Genomic DNA, 15,685 nt, shown 5'->3' with positions numbered 1-15,685 from the left:
GACCGTTGGTACAAGAGAATTGTCCGAAGAGGTATTCATTCAGTCAAACTGGAAGTTTTACTCGTGGCGATAGGCCATAATTTATATAAATATAAGAAAAAAGATGAGAAATATAGCTGCCGCATAAATTCAAAAAAAGAATTTCTATGGGGTAGGGGAACTGCGCTTTTTTGCGTATGATTTTAGTCATTTATACACAATAAATGCAAAAAGGGAGATGCGAAAAAACTCAAACGAGTTTTTTCACATCATCTTAGATTCCAAAGGATTCATCATTTGAGATTGGTGTGTATGCTTTATATCCGTGAGTTTCTGATAATTCATTAAAATCATCTTGTTTTTCTTGGATGACTTTGAAACCTCCTGTATAAAAAAAAGTTGGATTTATAAAGTAAGTGCGAGCTTGGTCTTTGGTTTTGATTATGATTTTAGCGTTTTGAAGTTTTCTTAGTGCTTCAGAAATTTTTCTGACTGATAAACCGATTTCGTTTGAAATGATTTCTTGCTTTGGAACTTTTGATCGATTGTCATCGTCGATTTTAGACAATAAGTAAAATAGTAACCGAAAATCTGAAGTAGTTAACTCAAAATCTGTATTTTTAGCTAGTTCATTCATTCCAATTGTGGTGGTAGCAAACCAGTTGATGTTCTTTGTTTTTCCGTATCTTGACATAAATATACCTTTTCTGCTTGTTTTATTATAGAATCGACAGTTTATATAAGTTTATTATATTAAAACAAGCAAATTAAGTCAAGTTTTTTGGTGTATAAAGTTCTCTAAAATGCTATTATAACAACATTTTTGTCATATTCACTCGCTTGACATTATATATATATAGTGTTACAATAAACTTAAAAAAAGAAAGGACATATACCAATATGTTTGACGAAAATATTTTATCGAAAATGAATCACATGCAAATTACTGAAGAACTTAAAAATCAGCAAGAAGTTTTAGATAGGTATAGTAATAATCCTATGGCACTTAAGATTGCTGGAACTACGTTACCTAAAGCGGTTGCTGATGTTTATAATGAAAATGCTCAGTTATATCGAAGAATGGCAGATATTTATGATAATTGGGCTACACAACTTCGGGTTTCGGGAGAGATTACGGAGGATTAATGTTTAATTCTTTTCGTCGGTATAATTAAAAAAAGCACAAGTTCAACAAAAATGGAAAGAGAAAAAGCGTAGCGACTCTTGAAGTGTTGTTGAACTTTTGCTAGATTGTGTCAGCCGTAAGAAAAGAATTAAATATCAAAGCGAAGTGTTGTTCTTTTCGGAGGTGGGGTCAAGTGTCCTACGCTTGTCGGGTCTGGGCAGAAGCCCAGAGGGTTTATAAAAGGTTTCAAAAAAACCACAGTTCTAAAAATCGTGATATAATAAAAAAGACTCCAAATTAGCCTATACAACTGAATTCGGAGCACAAAAAAAGTCTTACATAACGCCTGTAAGCAACTAGTAAGACCCTCATATACGCAAAACTATTATACCACAATTGAAATTATGGTGTCAAAGTTATAATATTGAATGTCTTTTCTAAAGTTGTTTGATGGTTGAAGTGAGCAAAAAACAATTTTAGAAAAGACATTTTTCTTATGTCTCAAGAACAAGCACAACAAACAAACGGATTATCACAATTGCAAAAATTGCAAGCATTACAATCTCACAACAAGGCGCAAGCTAAAATGTCGAGCATGACAAAACTTGAAAATATTGTAGGGATTTATCTCGGAACTTAACATTTTCCTAAATTGCTAGATAGTAATGGGAAAAAGGTGCAGAAAGAAAAGAACGGTCGGAAAGTCGATAAGCGTTCAAAAACATCCGACGGGTGGACTTATACGTTTGCTGAATTTTTGACTTGTAAGACGATTAAGATTGTACTTTCTCAGCGTGTTAATGTGCAACTTATGGGAGCTTATAAGTTGAGCAGTTTAGGATATGATATCAAATCGGGGAACATGTATTTTATCGAAAAGGATACGACTATCACAAATTTATAGATTTGTTGACTTGCTGGATAAATCCAGAATACTCTCTGTGTACGTTTAAATTAGGCATAATAACACTGATCTTGTTCATTGTTGAAATTGGCAATTGTGGTTGTGCCGAACCACTTGCCAATGATTTTTTGATATCATCAAACTGCATTCTGAATTGTTCAATAAAGAATTCTTCATCTATAATACTTCTATTAATTTGAAGAATAATCATTCCCGAATTTATACGAACATTATCAAATGGTACATCCTCTTTTTGATTGAACAATTTATTTTTATTTTAATAGGTGATATACTTAAATAAAAATTATATTTTGTACCTGGGAGGAAAAATGAAAAGGAATTTTAAATATATAGTGATCGGATGTGTGCTGATGGGAGCATTATCTGTAACTGCCTGCGGAAGTAAGGATAATATAAAAGAAAGTGCCGGAAATAGAGTGGTGGAATCATTTGCAGAAAGCAAAAAAGATACCGATACGGATGGTACAATTGCCGGTGATGTGTACACAAATAAGTTATTTAATGTAAAGTTTGATGCCAAAGCCTCTAATATGGAAATGGTAAGTGCTGATGAGCTTGCTGCTATGAGTATAAGCCACAATGATTATTCATTAAAGATGGAGGCACAAAGCGGCGATTCGGGAAGTAGGGTGGATTTTACAGTTTTGGATGACGGTACCGATGTAAAGGCGTACATAGATGAAGATATCTCGACAATAAAAGAGGAAAATAAAGGTCTTGGTGATGAGAATGTTAAAGTGGAAAGTTATACAATAAACTTTCTGGGTGAGGATGTAGAGTCTCTTCATGCAGAGCTTACTTCGGGAAGTGTGACATATTATCGTACAAAAGTATTTTTACAGTCGGACAACCATGTGGCTGTAATAGAAGTAAATTCACAAGATGCACAGAGTATTGATAATTGCCTCGGTGCATTTACAAAGGCATAGTAAGTGTTTATAAAGGAGAAAAATGAAGAAGAATATTAAACTTATAATGGCGGGTATTGTAGTTTTGTCTGCTCTTTCCATAACTGCTTGTGGAGGTAACAAGGCCGATAACAAAGCTGAAAGTAAGACAGAGAGTCCTGTTGCAAGTACTGTAGAAAGCACTGCTGAGCGCGCAAACAATGAAGATATGAACGGTACATATGACGGCAGTATATATACCAATAAAGTGTTTAATATAAAGTTTGATGCTAAGTCTGTAAATATGGAGATGGTAAGTACCGAGGATCTTAGTGATATGCAAAAAAAGACACATGATGATACATTAAAAATGTATGCACATGACACTGCAAACAGCAGCTCTGTATTATTCGGACTTGTAAATATAACCTCGGATTTAAATGCATATATAGACGGAAATATAGCGAAAATCAATAAGGATAATGAGGGTGCGGGAGATATTAAGGCGGAAAGTACAACTATAAAATTTTTGGGTCAGGATGCTCCTTGTATAAATGCAAAGTTAACCGCAAACGGTGTTACACAGTATCATACACAGGTGTTTTTAGAGTCGGGAAAGGATGTATCAGTTATAGTTATAAATGCTAAAGACGAAAAGGTTGTTAAAGACTGTTTGAACGCCTTTACAAAAGCGCAGTAACTTGGAGTATATATGTTTTGGAATAAAATAAAAGATGCTTTTTCATCTAAAAAAAGTATTGATAATAAAGAAAATAAATCGGTTGAAACAGTCAAAAACAGATTTACCATGTTGGTAAAGAGCTGTAAAGATACGGGAAGTATAGTACTTAAAGGATATGTGCACGGTACGGTAAGTAAAGAGGAAGTAACCGTACTTTTTAAAAGCGGTAAAGTATCTCATCTTAAAATTGTAAAGATTACAGACGGTGCAGGAAATGATTTGGAAGTAATAAAAGATTCGCATGCAAATATATGGTTTGAACATATAGACGAGTCGGATGATTTTAAATACGCTTTACTTACAAATATAGAATTTCAGATAGAATCCGATGTGAATAAGGCGGTGGAAAATCCATATATACTTGGACTTCTATATGAATATGATAATTACTATAAGGATGAAGATTTTGTAAATCTATTTTTCCGTGAGATGGTAAGTGCACATTATCTGTTGCCCATACATATGTCGGGAGATTTTAAGGGCAGCGGAGAGACTGTTTTAAAAAAAGATACAAAAATAAATATTTACGGTATAAATCTTGAAGGTGGAGTAACTGCACTTCCGGTATTTACAGACTGGACTGCTTTGAAAAATTGGGCGGATAAAGGACCTGCAAATTGGAAACAGGAAACAATCATTGTAAGATTCCCGGATATTTTAGGATGTTTAAAGAATGACGGTGGATTTATTATTAATCCTTACGGTCCTACATCTTTTTACATGAACTCGGAAAATATCAACAGTATAGTTAATTCACCCGGATACCAAAGCCAATTTGGAGAGGCAGTTATAGAAAAAAAGGTTACAAAAGGCGGTGAGGAAAATCTTTTGGTGTATCCCTCAGATAATGAAGAAGTATCAGCTATAAAAAAGAGATTGATTGCCTTTGGAAATGCTCATAGTGAGATAAAATTAATAGACATGATGCTTAGGGTGGATGAGACAGGTACAAAATCATATCTTATAATAATGGATATAGATGATGAAGATGTCAGAAAATACTATAAGAGTGTTTATGAGAGCTGCAGAGATTTGCTTAGAGAAGTGGTATATCTTGATTTTGCCACTTTAAAACAGGCAGATTTTGCAAGTAATATGATGAAACAAGAGCCTTTATATAAAAAGAATTAGGCTAATTATTAATGATTACAGAAGAGAATTTAAAAAAATATTTACATTTTAATCACATTGTTGTAATATCTTATCAGAATTTAGTCACAGATGGATTCTAGAATACTCGGGAATTATTTATTACACGGAGTGATGACAATGAAGAAAAATATTTTTATACCTGTATTATTTTTATCGGTTGTGATGACTGCATGTAGCGGCAAAACTAATGCCGAGACAACTGCCTCACAGGCGGAAACAACTGTAGTAGAAAGTACTACCGAAGTACCCACTACAGAGGAAACCACCACTCAGGCTGAAGTTATACAGGAAGAGACACATGCCGAAGATGATATACAATATTACAGAGGCAGAAAAGAAGATTCAGTATATACAAATGAAGTTTTCAATATCAGGTTTGATGCGCCTGCAAATAATTACAAGATGGAAAGCAGAGATAATATCGCTCAGATGAGAGATATTTTTATAAAGCAAGCCGGTATGACACAGGAAGAAGCGGATGAAAGTATATATATGGATTTATACGCTACCAGTGAGAACGGTACAGGAGTCAGCAATGTAAATGTTGTCATAGAAAAGATGGGTACACCTTTTGAGACTGAAACCGAATTGGAAGATGTTGTAGCCAAACTCCAGGAGCAGTACAAAGCTTCAGGTATGGTAAATGTCAGTGTGGAGAGTGCCAAGGCGATGTTTAACGGTAGAGAAACCATAGCAATGAGTGCTACGGATACAAGCGGTGATTATACCGTGTACAGAAAGCAGATTTATATAAAGTCGGGAAACTTTATGGCAATCATTACAGCGAGTAGTACTTCTGAAGAAAAAGCACAAAAGGCTTTGGATGCATTTACATCATTGAAGTAAATTTTAAGAGTATAGTTTATATAAAATATAGGCTATACTTTTTTTATTGCTTTAATTTATCGCTGTAATGGTTTAAAATAAAGAGGTATTCTTTTAGATTAAGAGGGATAAAATGAAAAGATGGCAGACTTCAGAGTCCATAACGGTCGGATTGTTCTTGGCACTTTCCGGAGGCTTTATGGATGCTTATTCATATATAAACCGTGGAAAGGTTTTTGCCAATGCCGAGACAGGTAATATTATACTGATGACATTAAAGATATGTGAAGGAAAGTTTTTAGAATCTGTAAATTATATTATACCTATAACATCCTTTGCCATAGGAGTGGCTATATCTGAAATAATAAAGCGTAGAAAAGAAAAAATTGATATGATACATTGGAGGCAGATTCCTTTACTGCTTGAAATAGCAGCATTTATAGTTGTGGCATTTTTGCCGCAGGATATGAACCAAATTGCTAATTCCATAATATCTTTGGTATCGGGAGTGCAGTTTGCCACATTCCCTAAAATAAGAGATGTTGTAATAGCAACTACAATGTGTACCGGAAATTTAAAGAGCGGAACACAGAATCTTTATCGTGGAATCAGTACCGGTGACAAATTGTCTTTAGAAAAGGGTTTATATTATTATATATGTATAATGATATTTATAGCCGGTACCGCTTTAGGATATTTTGCAGTAGGGCTTTTTAATGAAAAGGCTATTTTGATTGCGGCAGGAATGCTTACAATGATTTTTTTAATGATGTTCAAGGAATTTGAAAATTGATATTTGAAAGGGGTTTTTATGTATTTTGCAAAGGAAGACAGATATGAGAAAATGAAATATGCTTATTGTGGTAACAGCGGATTAAAATTGCCGTTGGTATCTCTTGGACTCTGGCATAATTTTGGAGACCATTCCAATCTTGAAAGTATGAAGGATATTTTGTTTACAGCTTTTGACAACGGTATCACTCATTTTGATCTTGCAAACAACTATGGTCCGGCACCCGGAAGTGCCGAAAAGAATTTCGGAATTATATTAAAAGAGAATTTCGGAAAGTACAGAGACGAGATGATTATCAGCACAAAGGCCGGATATACTATGTGGGACGGTCCTTACGGAGATTTCGGCAGCAGAAAGTATTTGATAGCAAGTATCGATCAGAGTTTAAAGAGAATGGGACTTGAATATGTGGATATATTCTATCACCACAGAATGGATAAGAATACACCGCTTGAGGAGACCTGTGGTGCTTTGGCGCAGATAGTAAACAGCGGTAAGGCATTATATGTCGGAATTTCAAACTATGACGGAGAGACTTTGGAGCAGGCTGCAAAGATTTTGGATGAGATTAAAGTTCCTTTTATAATAAATCAAAACAGATATTCAATTTTTGACAGAACTGTTGAAAATAACGGCTTAAAAGATATGGCAGGCAAATTAAAGAAGGGTATCATATCTTTCAGTCCTTTGGCACAGGGACTTTTGAGTGACAGATATCTTAACGGTATACCAAGTGACAGCAGAGTAGCAACTGACGGAAGATTTTTAAATGAGAATAATCTTACGGAGAAGAAACTGGAAGCTATAAGAAAATTAAATGATATTGCAAAAGAGAGAAATCAAAGTCTTGCACAGATGGCACTTTCATGGGTACTTAAGGATGATGTTATGACATCGGTACTTATAGGTGCATCCAAACCTTCACAGGTACTTGATAATATTGCAGCTATAGAAAATACTTCATTCAGTGAAGAAGAATTAAAAAAGATAGATGAAATCGTAAAAGCATATGAATAGGAAAATTCTTATTAAGCTTTTTATTTCAACTCTTTATTTGAGTGCATTCACCTTTGGTGGCGGCTATGTCATTGTTACTTTGATGAAGAAAAAGTTTGTGGATGAGTATCATTGGATAGAAAATGATGAGATGCTTGATTTGGTAGCTATTGCACAGTCGGCACCGGGAGCAATTGCAGTAAACGGAGCCATAGTTGTCGGATATAAGATTGCAGGAATTTTAGGAGTTATTGTGGCAATAGTCGCCACTGTCATTCCGCCTTTTTTAATAATTTCTATTATATCCATGTTTTATATTTTGTTTAGAGAAAACAGATATATTGCTTTTATGCTTGAAGGTATGCAATCGGGAGTGGGTGCGGTAATTGCTTCTGTAAGTTTTCAGATGGGGGTAGGTGTAGTAAAGAAAGGCTTTTTTAATATCCTTATAATGTTGGCTGCCTTTGTTTTGAATTTTTATTTTAAAGTTAATGTGATATATATTATATTAATTTGCATTTCGGTTGGAATTATAAAGACCTTTATATCAAAAAATGTGGAGAAAAGTAAATGATTTACCTAAAATTGTTTATAAGTTTTTTAAAAATAGGCGCCTTCAGTTTTGGTGGAGGTTATGCGGCAATGCCTATTATTCAAAGTGAAGTGGTGGATGCATACCATTGGCTTACACCTGAGGAGTTTACAGATCTTATTACCATATCTCAGATGACACCGGGTCCTATTGCAGTAAATTCGGCTACCTTTGTAGGTATAAGAATAGGTGGTATACCGGGTGCAATAGTTGCCACTCTCGGTTGTATACTTCCGTCAAGCGTACTACTTATTTTTCTTTCATGGATGTATATGAAATATAAAAAGCTTACAATACTGCAAACAATACTTTCAGTCCTAAGACCGGCTGTGGTGGTTTTGATTGCAATATCAGGAATAAAGATATTACAGTCAGCCTTCGGATTGAACGGATTTAAAATAGATGATATCAGGCTACATATGGTTTTTATATTCGGTATATCTTTGGTACTTTTGGTAAAGTATAATAAGAATCCTATATCTGTAATACTTCTCTCAGGGATATTAAATTTATTCTACAATATATTATTTAAATAAAGATAGGGACTGCTGCAAACGCAAATGATTGTACCACGTTATTATGAGGACTTAAATGTTTTACATGAGAACACTGTGCCGGCAAGAGCGTATTATATACCGGATTCAAAGAGGATGGATGATCTTGTAGAGCATCGTGAAAGCTCAGACAGAATACAGTTTTTAAACGGTATATGGAAGTTTAAATATTTTGAGAGTATTTATGATGTAAAGGAATAATTTTTTAGGCAGTCATTTACTTATACCTACAGTAAGAAAAACGGAGTGTTTGAATCTTTGGTATTTGAAGGAAGAGAATATATCAACAGATTTATGGAGCTTAATATTTGGAGAGCGCCTACAGATAATGATGCGTATGCAAGGCTTGAATGGAAGAAGGCAAAGTATAATGAAGCATATGTAAGAGCTTATGAAACAGATATTATAAAATTATACGATGGGGTACAGATATCAGTAAAAACTTCCATGTCTGCTGCAAGCATTCAAAAGATTTTGGATGCAGAGGTTGTTTGGAAGATTGGCTGCATGGGAGCAATAATATCATCTATACATGTCATAAAAGATGAAGAATTCCCAGATCTTCCAAGATTCGGAATAAGATTATTCCTTGACATGAAGCTTGAAAACGCTTCTTACTTCGGTATGTGACCTCATGAGAGTTATAGAGATAAACATTATTCTACAAGTCATGGTTTATACGAAAAAAGAGTGAGTGAGATGCATGAGGACTATATAAATCCACAGGAAAACGGAAGTCACTATGACTGTGATTTTGTGGAGATAACAAATTCTCAGTTTGGTATAGCGGCGGCAGCCGATAAAACTTTCTCATTTAATGTTTCTGTTTATACACAAGAAGAGCTTGAAAGAGCGAAACATAATTTTGAACTTGTAGAGTCTGAGAGTACAGTGCTTTGTCTTGACCATGCTCTAACCGGTATAGGTTCAAACAGCTTGAATGTTATATACCTTGCTGAACGAATTACTTTTGCTGCAATCTTTAGCAGTTTTAGACGGACAGTATCAATGCGTTGTTTTCTCATATTTGCAGATAACGCCAATCGTCTAAACCAATTAAATATGTTATAAGCAAGTGCATGTATTTGAAGCCTGTTGGCATTTACAATTCTTGTATGACTGCTGACAGAAGCAAAGTCAAAACCTGTTTTACTTTCCTTTATGAAGTTTTCCATCAAGCCTCTTTTGCAATAGAACTTGATAAGATATTCAGGGGATGACTCCATATTTGTAACAATGAATGTATACATGTAAGTCATTTGGTTTTCAGGTTTTTCGATTTTACAGACAACACGTCTTTCATAAGGCCAAGGACCTGCCTGATACATGAATTCACCATAAACTACAGCATAATCTACTTTGTTGTTTTTTGTGATTTCATCAAGTTCATCTACAAGATATGATGCCTTATCACGAAGTATGGCATTTTCTTTCAAACGAATTACATAGCCGGTACCATTTTCTTCACACTGTTTATAAAACTTAGTGTTGCAAAGCCACTATCTCCACGAAGGAGAAGTTTAATTTCCGGAAAAGCTTCAAGATATTTATCAAGTATAGGCTGTAGAAAGTCTACAACCCCTGTGCTTGAATACTGAGTTCCATCGCGAAGTTGGATTTTAATCAAATCTCCTGTGATTCCATCATAGCAAACAAGTGGATGGTATCCGTTACTTTGATAGTGAAAGTTAAATGCTCTGCCTTCCTGCTTGCCGTAGGCATTAAGAAGTGTTGAGTCCAAATCTAAAATGATAGCTTCAGGCATCTGAATGCTATAAACTTTCTTTCGAAGAATTTGATTTATTGAAAGGAACTGATTCAGAGAATCCTCATCCATTCGATTATGAAATCTTGAAATAGTCGGTTGTGATGCTAAAGTTCCTTTATTAAGCACTGCTTTAAACACAGGATCATTTGTAAGTTCATCTGAAGTGTCATCTTCAAAATAGCCTGCAATGATCATATATATCATCTGAAGAAGGTTTTCTTTATCAGTGTGATATCGGAATAATGCAGAATCATTGGTCTTAAATGATTGACTGAAAAGTTTATCAATGCCAAGTTTACTTACGAATTCTTTTATAAGAAGTAAGCCTACATTGGAGGATAAATCGTCTCCATCGAAATTAATTTTAATTTTTCTATTGCTTTCAAATGATAAGGTGTTTACAATACTCATAAAGGGCTCCTTTGTGTGATTATATTGAGTTTAAGCACCTTAAATTTACCACAAATGGATGCTCTTTTTTCTTCACTTGATAAGTGAAAGCAATATTTTGTTAAAATATAGTAATTATATGGCTTTAAGCCACTTTCATGGAGTTACCATGAATAATCTGGGATTATTTTAGATAAAATAATGTTTGTATGGAAAGGAAGGATACAATGTATTATTCTCCATTGAGATATCCTGGTGGTAAAGCAAAACTAGCACCATTTATGAAAGTAATGATTGATAGCTTGGCATTGAAAGATGGTACATATATTGAACCTTTTGCTGGGGGAGCAGGTATTGCTCTAGACTTGTTGCTTAATGACTATGTAAGTCATATTGTAATAAATGATTATGATAAGGCAATTTCATCATTTTGGAAAGCAGTTTTAATAGAAAATGAAAGGTTTATTGAATATATACATAATGTACCGCTTAATATTAGTGAATGGCAAAGACAAAAGAGTATATTAAGCCAATCAAAAAGATACTGTTTTGAGCTAGGGTTTGCAGCATTTTATCTAAATAGAACTAATCGTTCTGGGATAATTAATGGTGGACCTATTGGAGGAAAGTCTCAGTCTGGAGATTGGAAGATGGATGCCAGATTTAATAGGGAAGATTTAGCTGAGAGAGTGTCAAAAATAGGAAAAAGAAGATCTGATATTTCAGTTTATAATAAAGATGTAAATAGTTTAATAACAAAGTATTTATATAAATATGGAAACAAAACATTAATATATTTTGATCCTCCATATTTTGCAAAAGGTAAGCAGTTATATATGAATTATTTTACCCTGCCAGATCATAAACGCATCGAAAAATTGATTCGAGATAAAGTAAAATGCAACTGGATTATAACATATGATAATGCACCTGATATATTAAAGATATATAATAATTATAATGTAAAACAGTATGACTTGAATTATAGTGTTTCTCAAAAAAGACTTGCAAGTGAATTGATAATTTTCCCTAGTAATGTGAATTGCCCTATAAATAAAGAACTAGAAGAAAAAAATATATATATAAATTTAAGGTGAAAGGTTAGCTAATGGTAATTATTGAACAAATTGATATTGTAAAATTTAGAGGATTAGAAAAAGTTTCCATAAAGTTTAATAGACCAGTTAATGCAATAATTGGGAAAAACGGAACTATGAAGACAACATTGTTAGGAATGCTGGCACATCCATTTACGCTAAAAACAGGTGCTATGTCTTCTGAACAGCCACTAATTGGGGGGAAAGAATTTAATTCTCCAATGAGTGATAAGTTTAAGTTTTCGGATAAGTATGATATTCCTGGGGAACATAAATGGTCTTTGCAAGTGAACAAAAAAATTTATTCTAAGAAAATTTATACTTGTATAAGTGAGAGAAGAAGTGATAATGGGAAACTACGATTTTGGTCTACAGAAGGACGAGAGAAAAATATGAATTATATCCAATGTCCAGTTATATACCTAAGTATGAAAAGATTACTCCCCATAGGTGAAGAAGCAAGACTGCAAATAAACCCTTCAGAGTTGACTAAAGAAGAAAAAGAATTTTATATTAATGCTCACAATAAGATACTTATTAGTACGGAAGTTATCCAAAATGTTCAAGATATTTTGAGCTCTAATGGAAATAGTAAACATACACTAGGACCTGAAACAGCGTCAACAGATGCATGGACTATTTCAGCTGGGCAAGATAATATAGGACGCATAATTTTAGCAGTATTATCTATGATTCGACTAAAAGAAAAATATCCCAAAGAATATATAGGAGGGATAATTTGTATAGATGAGTTAGAAAGTACACTTTATCCGGCTGCTCAGGAAAAATTGGTGGAATTTATGTATGATTCCGCCCAAAATTATAATTTGCAATATTTTTTTACCACACATTCCATGTCAGTAATAAATTTTCTTAAAACAGGTAAATACAATAATAGAAACAGTATTACTTATCTACAGAAAACAAACGGCAAGATTAAGATAACAGAAAATCCATCTTTAAGGGATATTGAGAATAATTTAAATGTTGTAGCTGGAAGAAGAGAGCTATCATCAAAAATAAAAGTGTACTGTGAGGATAAAATAGGAACAATATTTAGTAAGGCTTTTTTAACTAAAGAAATAAAAGATGTAATAGAGTTTGTTACAAAAATGGATTTACCTTGGACTGTATACAAGACAATGTATAAACATAAAGTTCCCGAGTTTCTAAATAATATTGTTGTTCTCGACGGAGATGTGAAGGATTCTAAGAAAGGATGGAATAATTATCCTCAAAATGAAAACTTTGTATTCCTGCCGACTATGTCTGCTCCTGAAAAAATGATATATGATTTGCTATTTGAAATGGATGAGGAGGACAAATTTTGGGATAATTCTATGAGTGGCTATTCAAAAGATGTTTGCTTTAGAGATTATCCCAATCAGTTATTTGATGTTGATGATATTAAAAAATGGTTTGATGGTCAAAAGGATAATGCAGGGAGGTCATATTCAAAATTTATAAATGAATGGAAAAAACGTAATCCACATGAGGTAAAAAAATTCGTGGATGAATTTGTAAAGGCATATAATTATGTCGCACATAAAACTGGATTTGCTACTTTAAAGAATTATAATGGATAATAGACAGGCTTGTTATAATTAACAATTGTAAGAAAAATAAAATAATAAAAATGCTTTTACTAATTAACTCAAACTTCCCATACCTAAAATGGGTTTAGCACCTTGAAAATTCAATATTTCAGCTAACAAAATAGCAATTTATGCCGATATAGCCTCTGGATGGAGTGCATTTCGCAGATATTTCGGTAATCTTGCCTCAAAATCAGCAGTAAAAATAGCCAACTGTGCATCATTGAGCCTTAAAATTTCCTGAAGGCTTGCCATTAAAGCATCCATTAGGATACTAAGTGATATGTTGAAAGTAATATCTGCCATTTCATCTACAAGGAAAAAGAATAGTTCTCCTAACGTTCTTTGGTCTTCATTTTTTCTTTGTTCAGTTACAAGTAACATATACCTGGTAAACACAATTGCCACATGAGCAGTCAGTGCATCATATGATAAAATATGACATTCACCGATGAGGTTAAGCATTGATTTACAGGTCTTGAAAAACACCTCGATTTTCCAACGTTTACCATAAATACGGATTATTTCTTCTTCAGACAGAGTAGTGTCTGTGCATAGAAAAGCAAGCCAGTCTTTACGATTAGCCTTGTTTCGTACACACACGATCTTAGCAGGAACTTGATTCTCTTTTCCAACAATAACATGAATAGAAAGCAAATATTTGGATTTGCCACGTCGTTTCTTGTTCTTGGAATAGATTTCCTTGATATTTAACTGTTCTTCATTATATAGGTATTTGATACGGTTGCTTTTCTTTATCATAGCGATAACATCCATGCCTTTACCTTTAATCGCAGTAATCTGTGCAGGGTTTGCAAACCATGTATCAAATAGAACGTAGTCTGCAGATAATCCCGAAGATACAGCAGTATCTAAAAGTGTAAGCATTGCTTGAGGAGCCTTCGTTTGTGCTAACTTACGACGTTTGCCTGCAATGGTTCTGTTATCAAACTCTTTTATCGATCCAGTCAGGTTTGATTGTTTAGAAGATGCAAGAAGGCAGCTGTTCACAGGAATTAAGGAGTTTCCATCACTCCAACTTAAGGTAAGCATACGAAAACCTTTCTTGTAGTACATACTTGTATGATCAAAGACTTTTGAAGCTAACTCTGTTTTCTTACAACTTGTGCGGTTAAACAAGCTGTCATCAATAATAAAGAAATTCTTTCTATTGTCATCTGTAAGCTTCTTAATATCTTTGTTGACGATGTCAGCTGCCAAAAGAGAGGTAAAACGTATCCAGTTCGTTTTAACAGAATTCTGAAAACGGTAAAAGGTATTTTTAGAGAATTTCTCTTTGAAAGAACCTGTACGTTGTTGCATATACATACTTTTACCTACAAAGATGTTGCCTAACTTATATCTGAGGATAGCTACAGAAGAGACCCCCTTCTCTTTGGAGCCATTACATCTATGTAGAAGTTTTCCTATATGATAGTGGGTAAAAAACTTTTGGATACAATCAAGTAATACTTCCTTTTCTGAATGATTCTGTGGTAAAATAGACATGGCATAAATCTCCTTTGGTATTTTTGTTTTAGTCAACTCTATTATACCATTTGGAACGCATTTATGCCTTTTTTATTGGCTGAAATATTGAATTTTCAAGGTTCAACACACCTTATTGGTGTGGGAAGTTTGAGTAATTTAGACGAATTCTTCCCCTCTGGTTCTATCCTGGCTCTAAAAATCCTCAAAAAATAAATTAATACTGAAAAAATAGCGATATATACCACAAAAACTGCCTAAAACTATCCTCAATTACCCCATTTCCCTCACCGTAGCACCATGATGGTGGTAGGACAGTTGGATCAGGTAAGGTTGCTACTATCGTTGAGTAATTTTAGCTGATTGGCCATAAATACAGTATAATGAAGGGTCTGTCGGGAAATGGCAACCATAAAAAAAGATGGCTAATGACAACCATCTTTCTCCGTTACATGTTATAATGTAACTATGCTCACAGTTAATTATTATAACGACTTTTTTGAAATAGGTCAACAGAAAATCGACTTTAGTTTCTATGACACAGAAAATCAACTTTAGTTTCTATGAATTGAGTTTACCCGATGACGATCCAGTCTATACCCTAAAAAAGTTATGGAGAATTTAGATTTTTCCGGACTGTTAGCCAATTGTTCGGATAAGGGAAGAACAGGGTACAATCCAATCATGATGTATGCAGTTATTACTTATGCAAATATGCGAGGAATACGCTCTATTGATCGTATTGTGGATTTATGTAAAAGAGATATTGCTTTTAT

At 33.9% G+C, this 15,685-nt stretch carries 14 protein-coding genes and 4 pseudogenes; 15 read left to right on the top strand and 3 right to left on the bottom strand.

Annotation, left to right across the window (positions count from 1 at the left end; genetic code table 11):
- Nucleotides 1-127 (top strand): annotated as a pseudogene (locus HMPREF1140_RS13720) (transposase); the annotation flags it as partial.
- 126 nt (nucleotides 128-253) lie between these two features.
- On the opposite strand, the gene HMPREF1140_RS04895 reads toward HMPREF1140_RS13720, so the two are convergent.
- Nucleotides 254-673, bottom strand: coding sequence for a helix-turn-helix domain-containing protein (locus HMPREF1140_RS04895; protein WP_035619939.1), 420 nt, complete (start codon nucleotides 671-673; stop codon nucleotides 254-256).
- Between the two features lie 206 nt (nucleotides 674-879).
- Between HMPREF1140_RS04895 and HMPREF1140_RS04890 the strand changes: the two genes are divergently transcribed.
- The 11 genes and pseudogenes from HMPREF1140_RS04890 to HMPREF1140_RS13225 all read left to right on the top strand — a co-directional run.
- Nucleotides 880-1,125 (top strand): hypothetical protein, encoded by a 246-nt coding sequence (locus HMPREF1140_RS04890; RefSeq protein ID WP_035619936.1) that lies wholly within the window; start codon nucleotides 880-882, stop codon nucleotides 1,123-1,125.
- A gap of 1,213 nt (nucleotides 1,126-2,338) precedes the next feature.
- A complete protein-coding gene (locus HMPREF1140_RS04875; protein ID WP_009662780.1) occupies nucleotides 2,339-2,959 on the top strand; it encodes a hypothetical protein in 621 nt (206 codons plus the stop codon).
- A gap of 22 nt (nucleotides 2,960-2,981) precedes the next feature.
- Nucleotides 2,982-3,617 carry a hypothetical protein gene (locus tag HMPREF1140_RS04870; protein WP_009662789.1) on the top strand — a complete coding sequence of 212 codons (636 nt, stop codon included), beginning with the start codon at nucleotides 2,982-2,984 and terminating at the stop codon, nucleotides 3,615-3,617.
- A gap of 12 nt (nucleotides 3,618-3,629) precedes the next feature.
- The gene (locus tag HMPREF1140_RS04865; protein WP_009662777.1) at nucleotides 3,630-4,790 is read left to right on the top strand and encodes an SseB family protein; all 1,161 of its coding nucleotides are present in this window, start codon (nucleotides 3,630-3,632) and stop codon (nucleotides 4,788-4,790) included.
- 138 nt (nucleotides 4,791-4,928) lie between these two features.
- Entirely contained in the window at nucleotides 4,929-5,657 is a 729-nt protein-coding gene (locus HMPREF1140_RS04860) for a hypothetical protein (RefSeq protein WP_009662775.1), read from the top strand.
- A 112-nt stretch (nucleotides 5,658-5,769) separates the two neighbouring features.
- On the top strand, nucleotides 5,770-6,429 hold the full coding sequence (locus HMPREF1140_RS04855) for a YoaK family protein (protein ID WP_009662792.1): 660 nt from the start codon (nucleotides 5,770-5,772) through the stop codon (nucleotides 6,427-6,429).
- An 18-nt stretch (nucleotides 6,430-6,447) separates the two neighbouring features.
- Complete coding sequence (gene mgrA / locus HMPREF1140_RS04850; RefSeq protein WP_009662784.1) at nucleotides 6,448-7,446, top strand: L-glyceraldehyde 3-phosphate reductase; 999 nt, start codon at nucleotides 6,448-6,450, stop codon at nucleotides 7,444-7,446.
- Nucleotides 7,439-7,999 carry a chromate transporter gene (locus HMPREF1140_RS04845; RefSeq protein ID WP_009662785.1) on the top strand — a complete coding sequence of 187 codons (561 nt, stop codon included), beginning with the start codon at nucleotides 7,439-7,441 and terminating at the stop codon, nucleotides 7,997-7,999. Before mgrA ends, HMPREF1140_RS04845 begins: the two co-directional genes overlap by 8 nt.
- Nucleotides 7,996-8,553 (top strand): chromate transporter, encoded by a 558-nt coding sequence (locus HMPREF1140_RS04840; protein WP_009662778.1) that lies wholly within the window; start codon nucleotides 7,996-7,998, stop codon nucleotides 8,551-8,553. Before HMPREF1140_RS04845 ends, HMPREF1140_RS04840 begins: the two co-directional genes overlap by 4 nt.
- A 24-nt stretch (nucleotides 8,554-8,577) precedes the next feature.
- A complete protein-coding gene (locus HMPREF1140_RS13400; RefSeq protein WP_198007463.1) occupies nucleotides 8,578-8,772 on the top strand; it encodes a hypothetical protein in 195 nt (64 codons plus the stop codon).
- 45 nt (nucleotides 8,773-8,817) lie between these two features.
- Nucleotides 8,818-9,450 (top strand): annotated as a pseudogene (locus HMPREF1140_RS13225) (glycoside hydrolase family 2 TIM barrel-domain containing protein); the annotation flags it as partial.
- Here the strand turns inward: HMPREF1140_RS13225 and HMPREF1140_RS13220 are convergent.
- Nucleotides 9,399-10,750, bottom strand: a pseudogene (locus HMPREF1140_RS13220) (IS1380 family transposase). The pseudogenes HMPREF1140_RS13225 and HMPREF1140_RS13220 sit on opposite strands and share 52 nt — an antisense overlap.
- Nucleotides 10,751-10,956: 206 nt before the next feature.
- On the opposite strand from HMPREF1140_RS13220, the gene HMPREF1140_RS04820 reads away from it, so the two are divergent.
- Together HMPREF1140_RS04820 and HMPREF1140_RS04815 are read left to right on the top strand one after the other, a co-directional pair.
- Nucleotides 10,957-11,826 (top strand): DNA adenine methylase, encoded by an 870-nt coding sequence (locus HMPREF1140_RS04820; protein ID WP_009662790.1) that lies wholly within the window; start codon nucleotides 10,957-10,959, stop codon nucleotides 11,824-11,826.
- A gap of 11 nt (nucleotides 11,827-11,837) precedes the next feature.
- On the top strand, nucleotides 11,838-13,412 hold the full coding sequence (locus HMPREF1140_RS04815; RefSeq protein ID WP_009662782.1) for an AAA family ATPase: 1,575 nt from the start codon (nucleotides 11,838-11,840) through the stop codon (nucleotides 13,410-13,412).
- A gap of 138 nt (nucleotides 13,413-13,550) precedes the next feature.
- Here HMPREF1140_RS04815 and HMPREF1140_RS04810 read toward each other — a convergent pair whose 3' ends face one another.
- Complete coding sequence (locus HMPREF1140_RS04810; protein WP_009662786.1) at nucleotides 13,551-14,930, bottom strand: IS4 family transposase; 1,380 nt, start codon at nucleotides 14,928-14,930, stop codon at nucleotides 13,551-13,553.
- A 447-nt stretch (nucleotides 14,931-15,377) separates the two neighbouring features.
- On the opposite strand from HMPREF1140_RS04810, the pseudogene HMPREF1140_RS14120 reads away from it, so the two are divergent.
- Nucleotides 15,378-15,685: pseudogene (locus HMPREF1140_RS14120) on the top strand (transposase); the annotation flags it as partial.

It is taken from the genome of Lachnoanaerobaculum sp. ICM7, assembly GCF_000287675.1.
Lineage (GTDB): Bacteria > Bacillota > Clostridia > Lachnospirales > Lachnospiraceae > Lachnoanaerobaculum.
The sequence above is the reverse complement of the archived record's forward strand: the minus strand, read 5'-3'. Positions and strand labels throughout refer to the sequence as shown.

Excerpts from the sequence above, each read along its gene's own strand:
- HMPREF1140_RS04860 (WP_009662775.1), top strand. The coding sequence starts at position 4,929 with ATGAAGAAAAATATTTTTATACCTGTATTATTTTTATCGGTTGTGATG.
- HMPREF1140_RS04875 (WP_009662780.1), top strand. The coding sequence starts at position 2,339 with ATGAAAAGGAATTTTAAATATATAGTGATCGGATGTGTGCTGATGGGA.
- HMPREF1140_RS04845 (WP_009662785.1), top strand. The coding sequence starts at position 7,439 with ATGAATAGGAAAATTCTTATTAAGCTTTTTATTTCAACTCTTTATTTG.
- HMPREF1140_RS04840 (WP_009662778.1), top strand. The coding sequence starts at position 7,996 with ATGATTTACCTAAAATTGTTTATAAGTTTTTTAAAAATAGGCGCCTTC.
- HMPREF1140_RS04895 (WP_035619939.1), bottom strand. The coding sequence starts at position 673 with ATGTCAAGATACGGAAAAACAAAGAACATCAACTGGTTTGCTACCACC.
- HMPREF1140_RS04815 (WP_009662782.1), top strand. The coding sequence starts at position 11,838 with ATGGTAATTATTGAACAAATTGATATTGTAAAATTTAGAGGATTAGAA.
- HMPREF1140_RS13400 (WP_198007463.1), top strand. The coding sequence starts at position 8,578 with ATGATTGTACCACGTTATTATGAGGACTTAAATGTTTTACATGAGAAC.
- HMPREF1140_RS04810 (WP_009662786.1), bottom strand. The coding sequence starts at position 14,930 with ATGTCTATTTTACCACAGAATCATTCAGAAAAGGAAGTATTACTTGAT.
- HMPREF1140_RS04865 (WP_009662777.1), top strand. The coding sequence starts at position 3,630 with ATGTTTTGGAATAAAATAAAAGATGCTTTTTCATCTAAAAAAAGTATT.
- HMPREF1140_RS04890 (WP_035619936.1), top strand. The coding sequence starts at position 880 with ATGTTTGACGAAAATATTTTATCGAAAATGAATCACATGCAAATTACT.
- mgrA (WP_009662784.1), top strand. The coding sequence starts at position 6,448 with ATGTATTTTGCAAAGGAAGACAGATATGAGAAAATGAAATATGCTTAT.
- HMPREF1140_RS04855 (WP_009662792.1), top strand. The coding sequence starts at position 5,770 with ATGAAAAGATGGCAGACTTCAGAGTCCATAACGGTCGGATTGTTCTTG.
- HMPREF1140_RS04820 (WP_009662790.1), top strand. The coding sequence starts at position 10,957 with ATGTATTATTCTCCATTGAGATATCCTGGTGGTAAAGCAAAACTAGCA.
- HMPREF1140_RS04870 (WP_009662789.1), top strand. The coding sequence starts at position 2,982 with ATGAAGAAGAATATTAAACTTATAATGGCGGGTATTGTAGTTTTGTCT.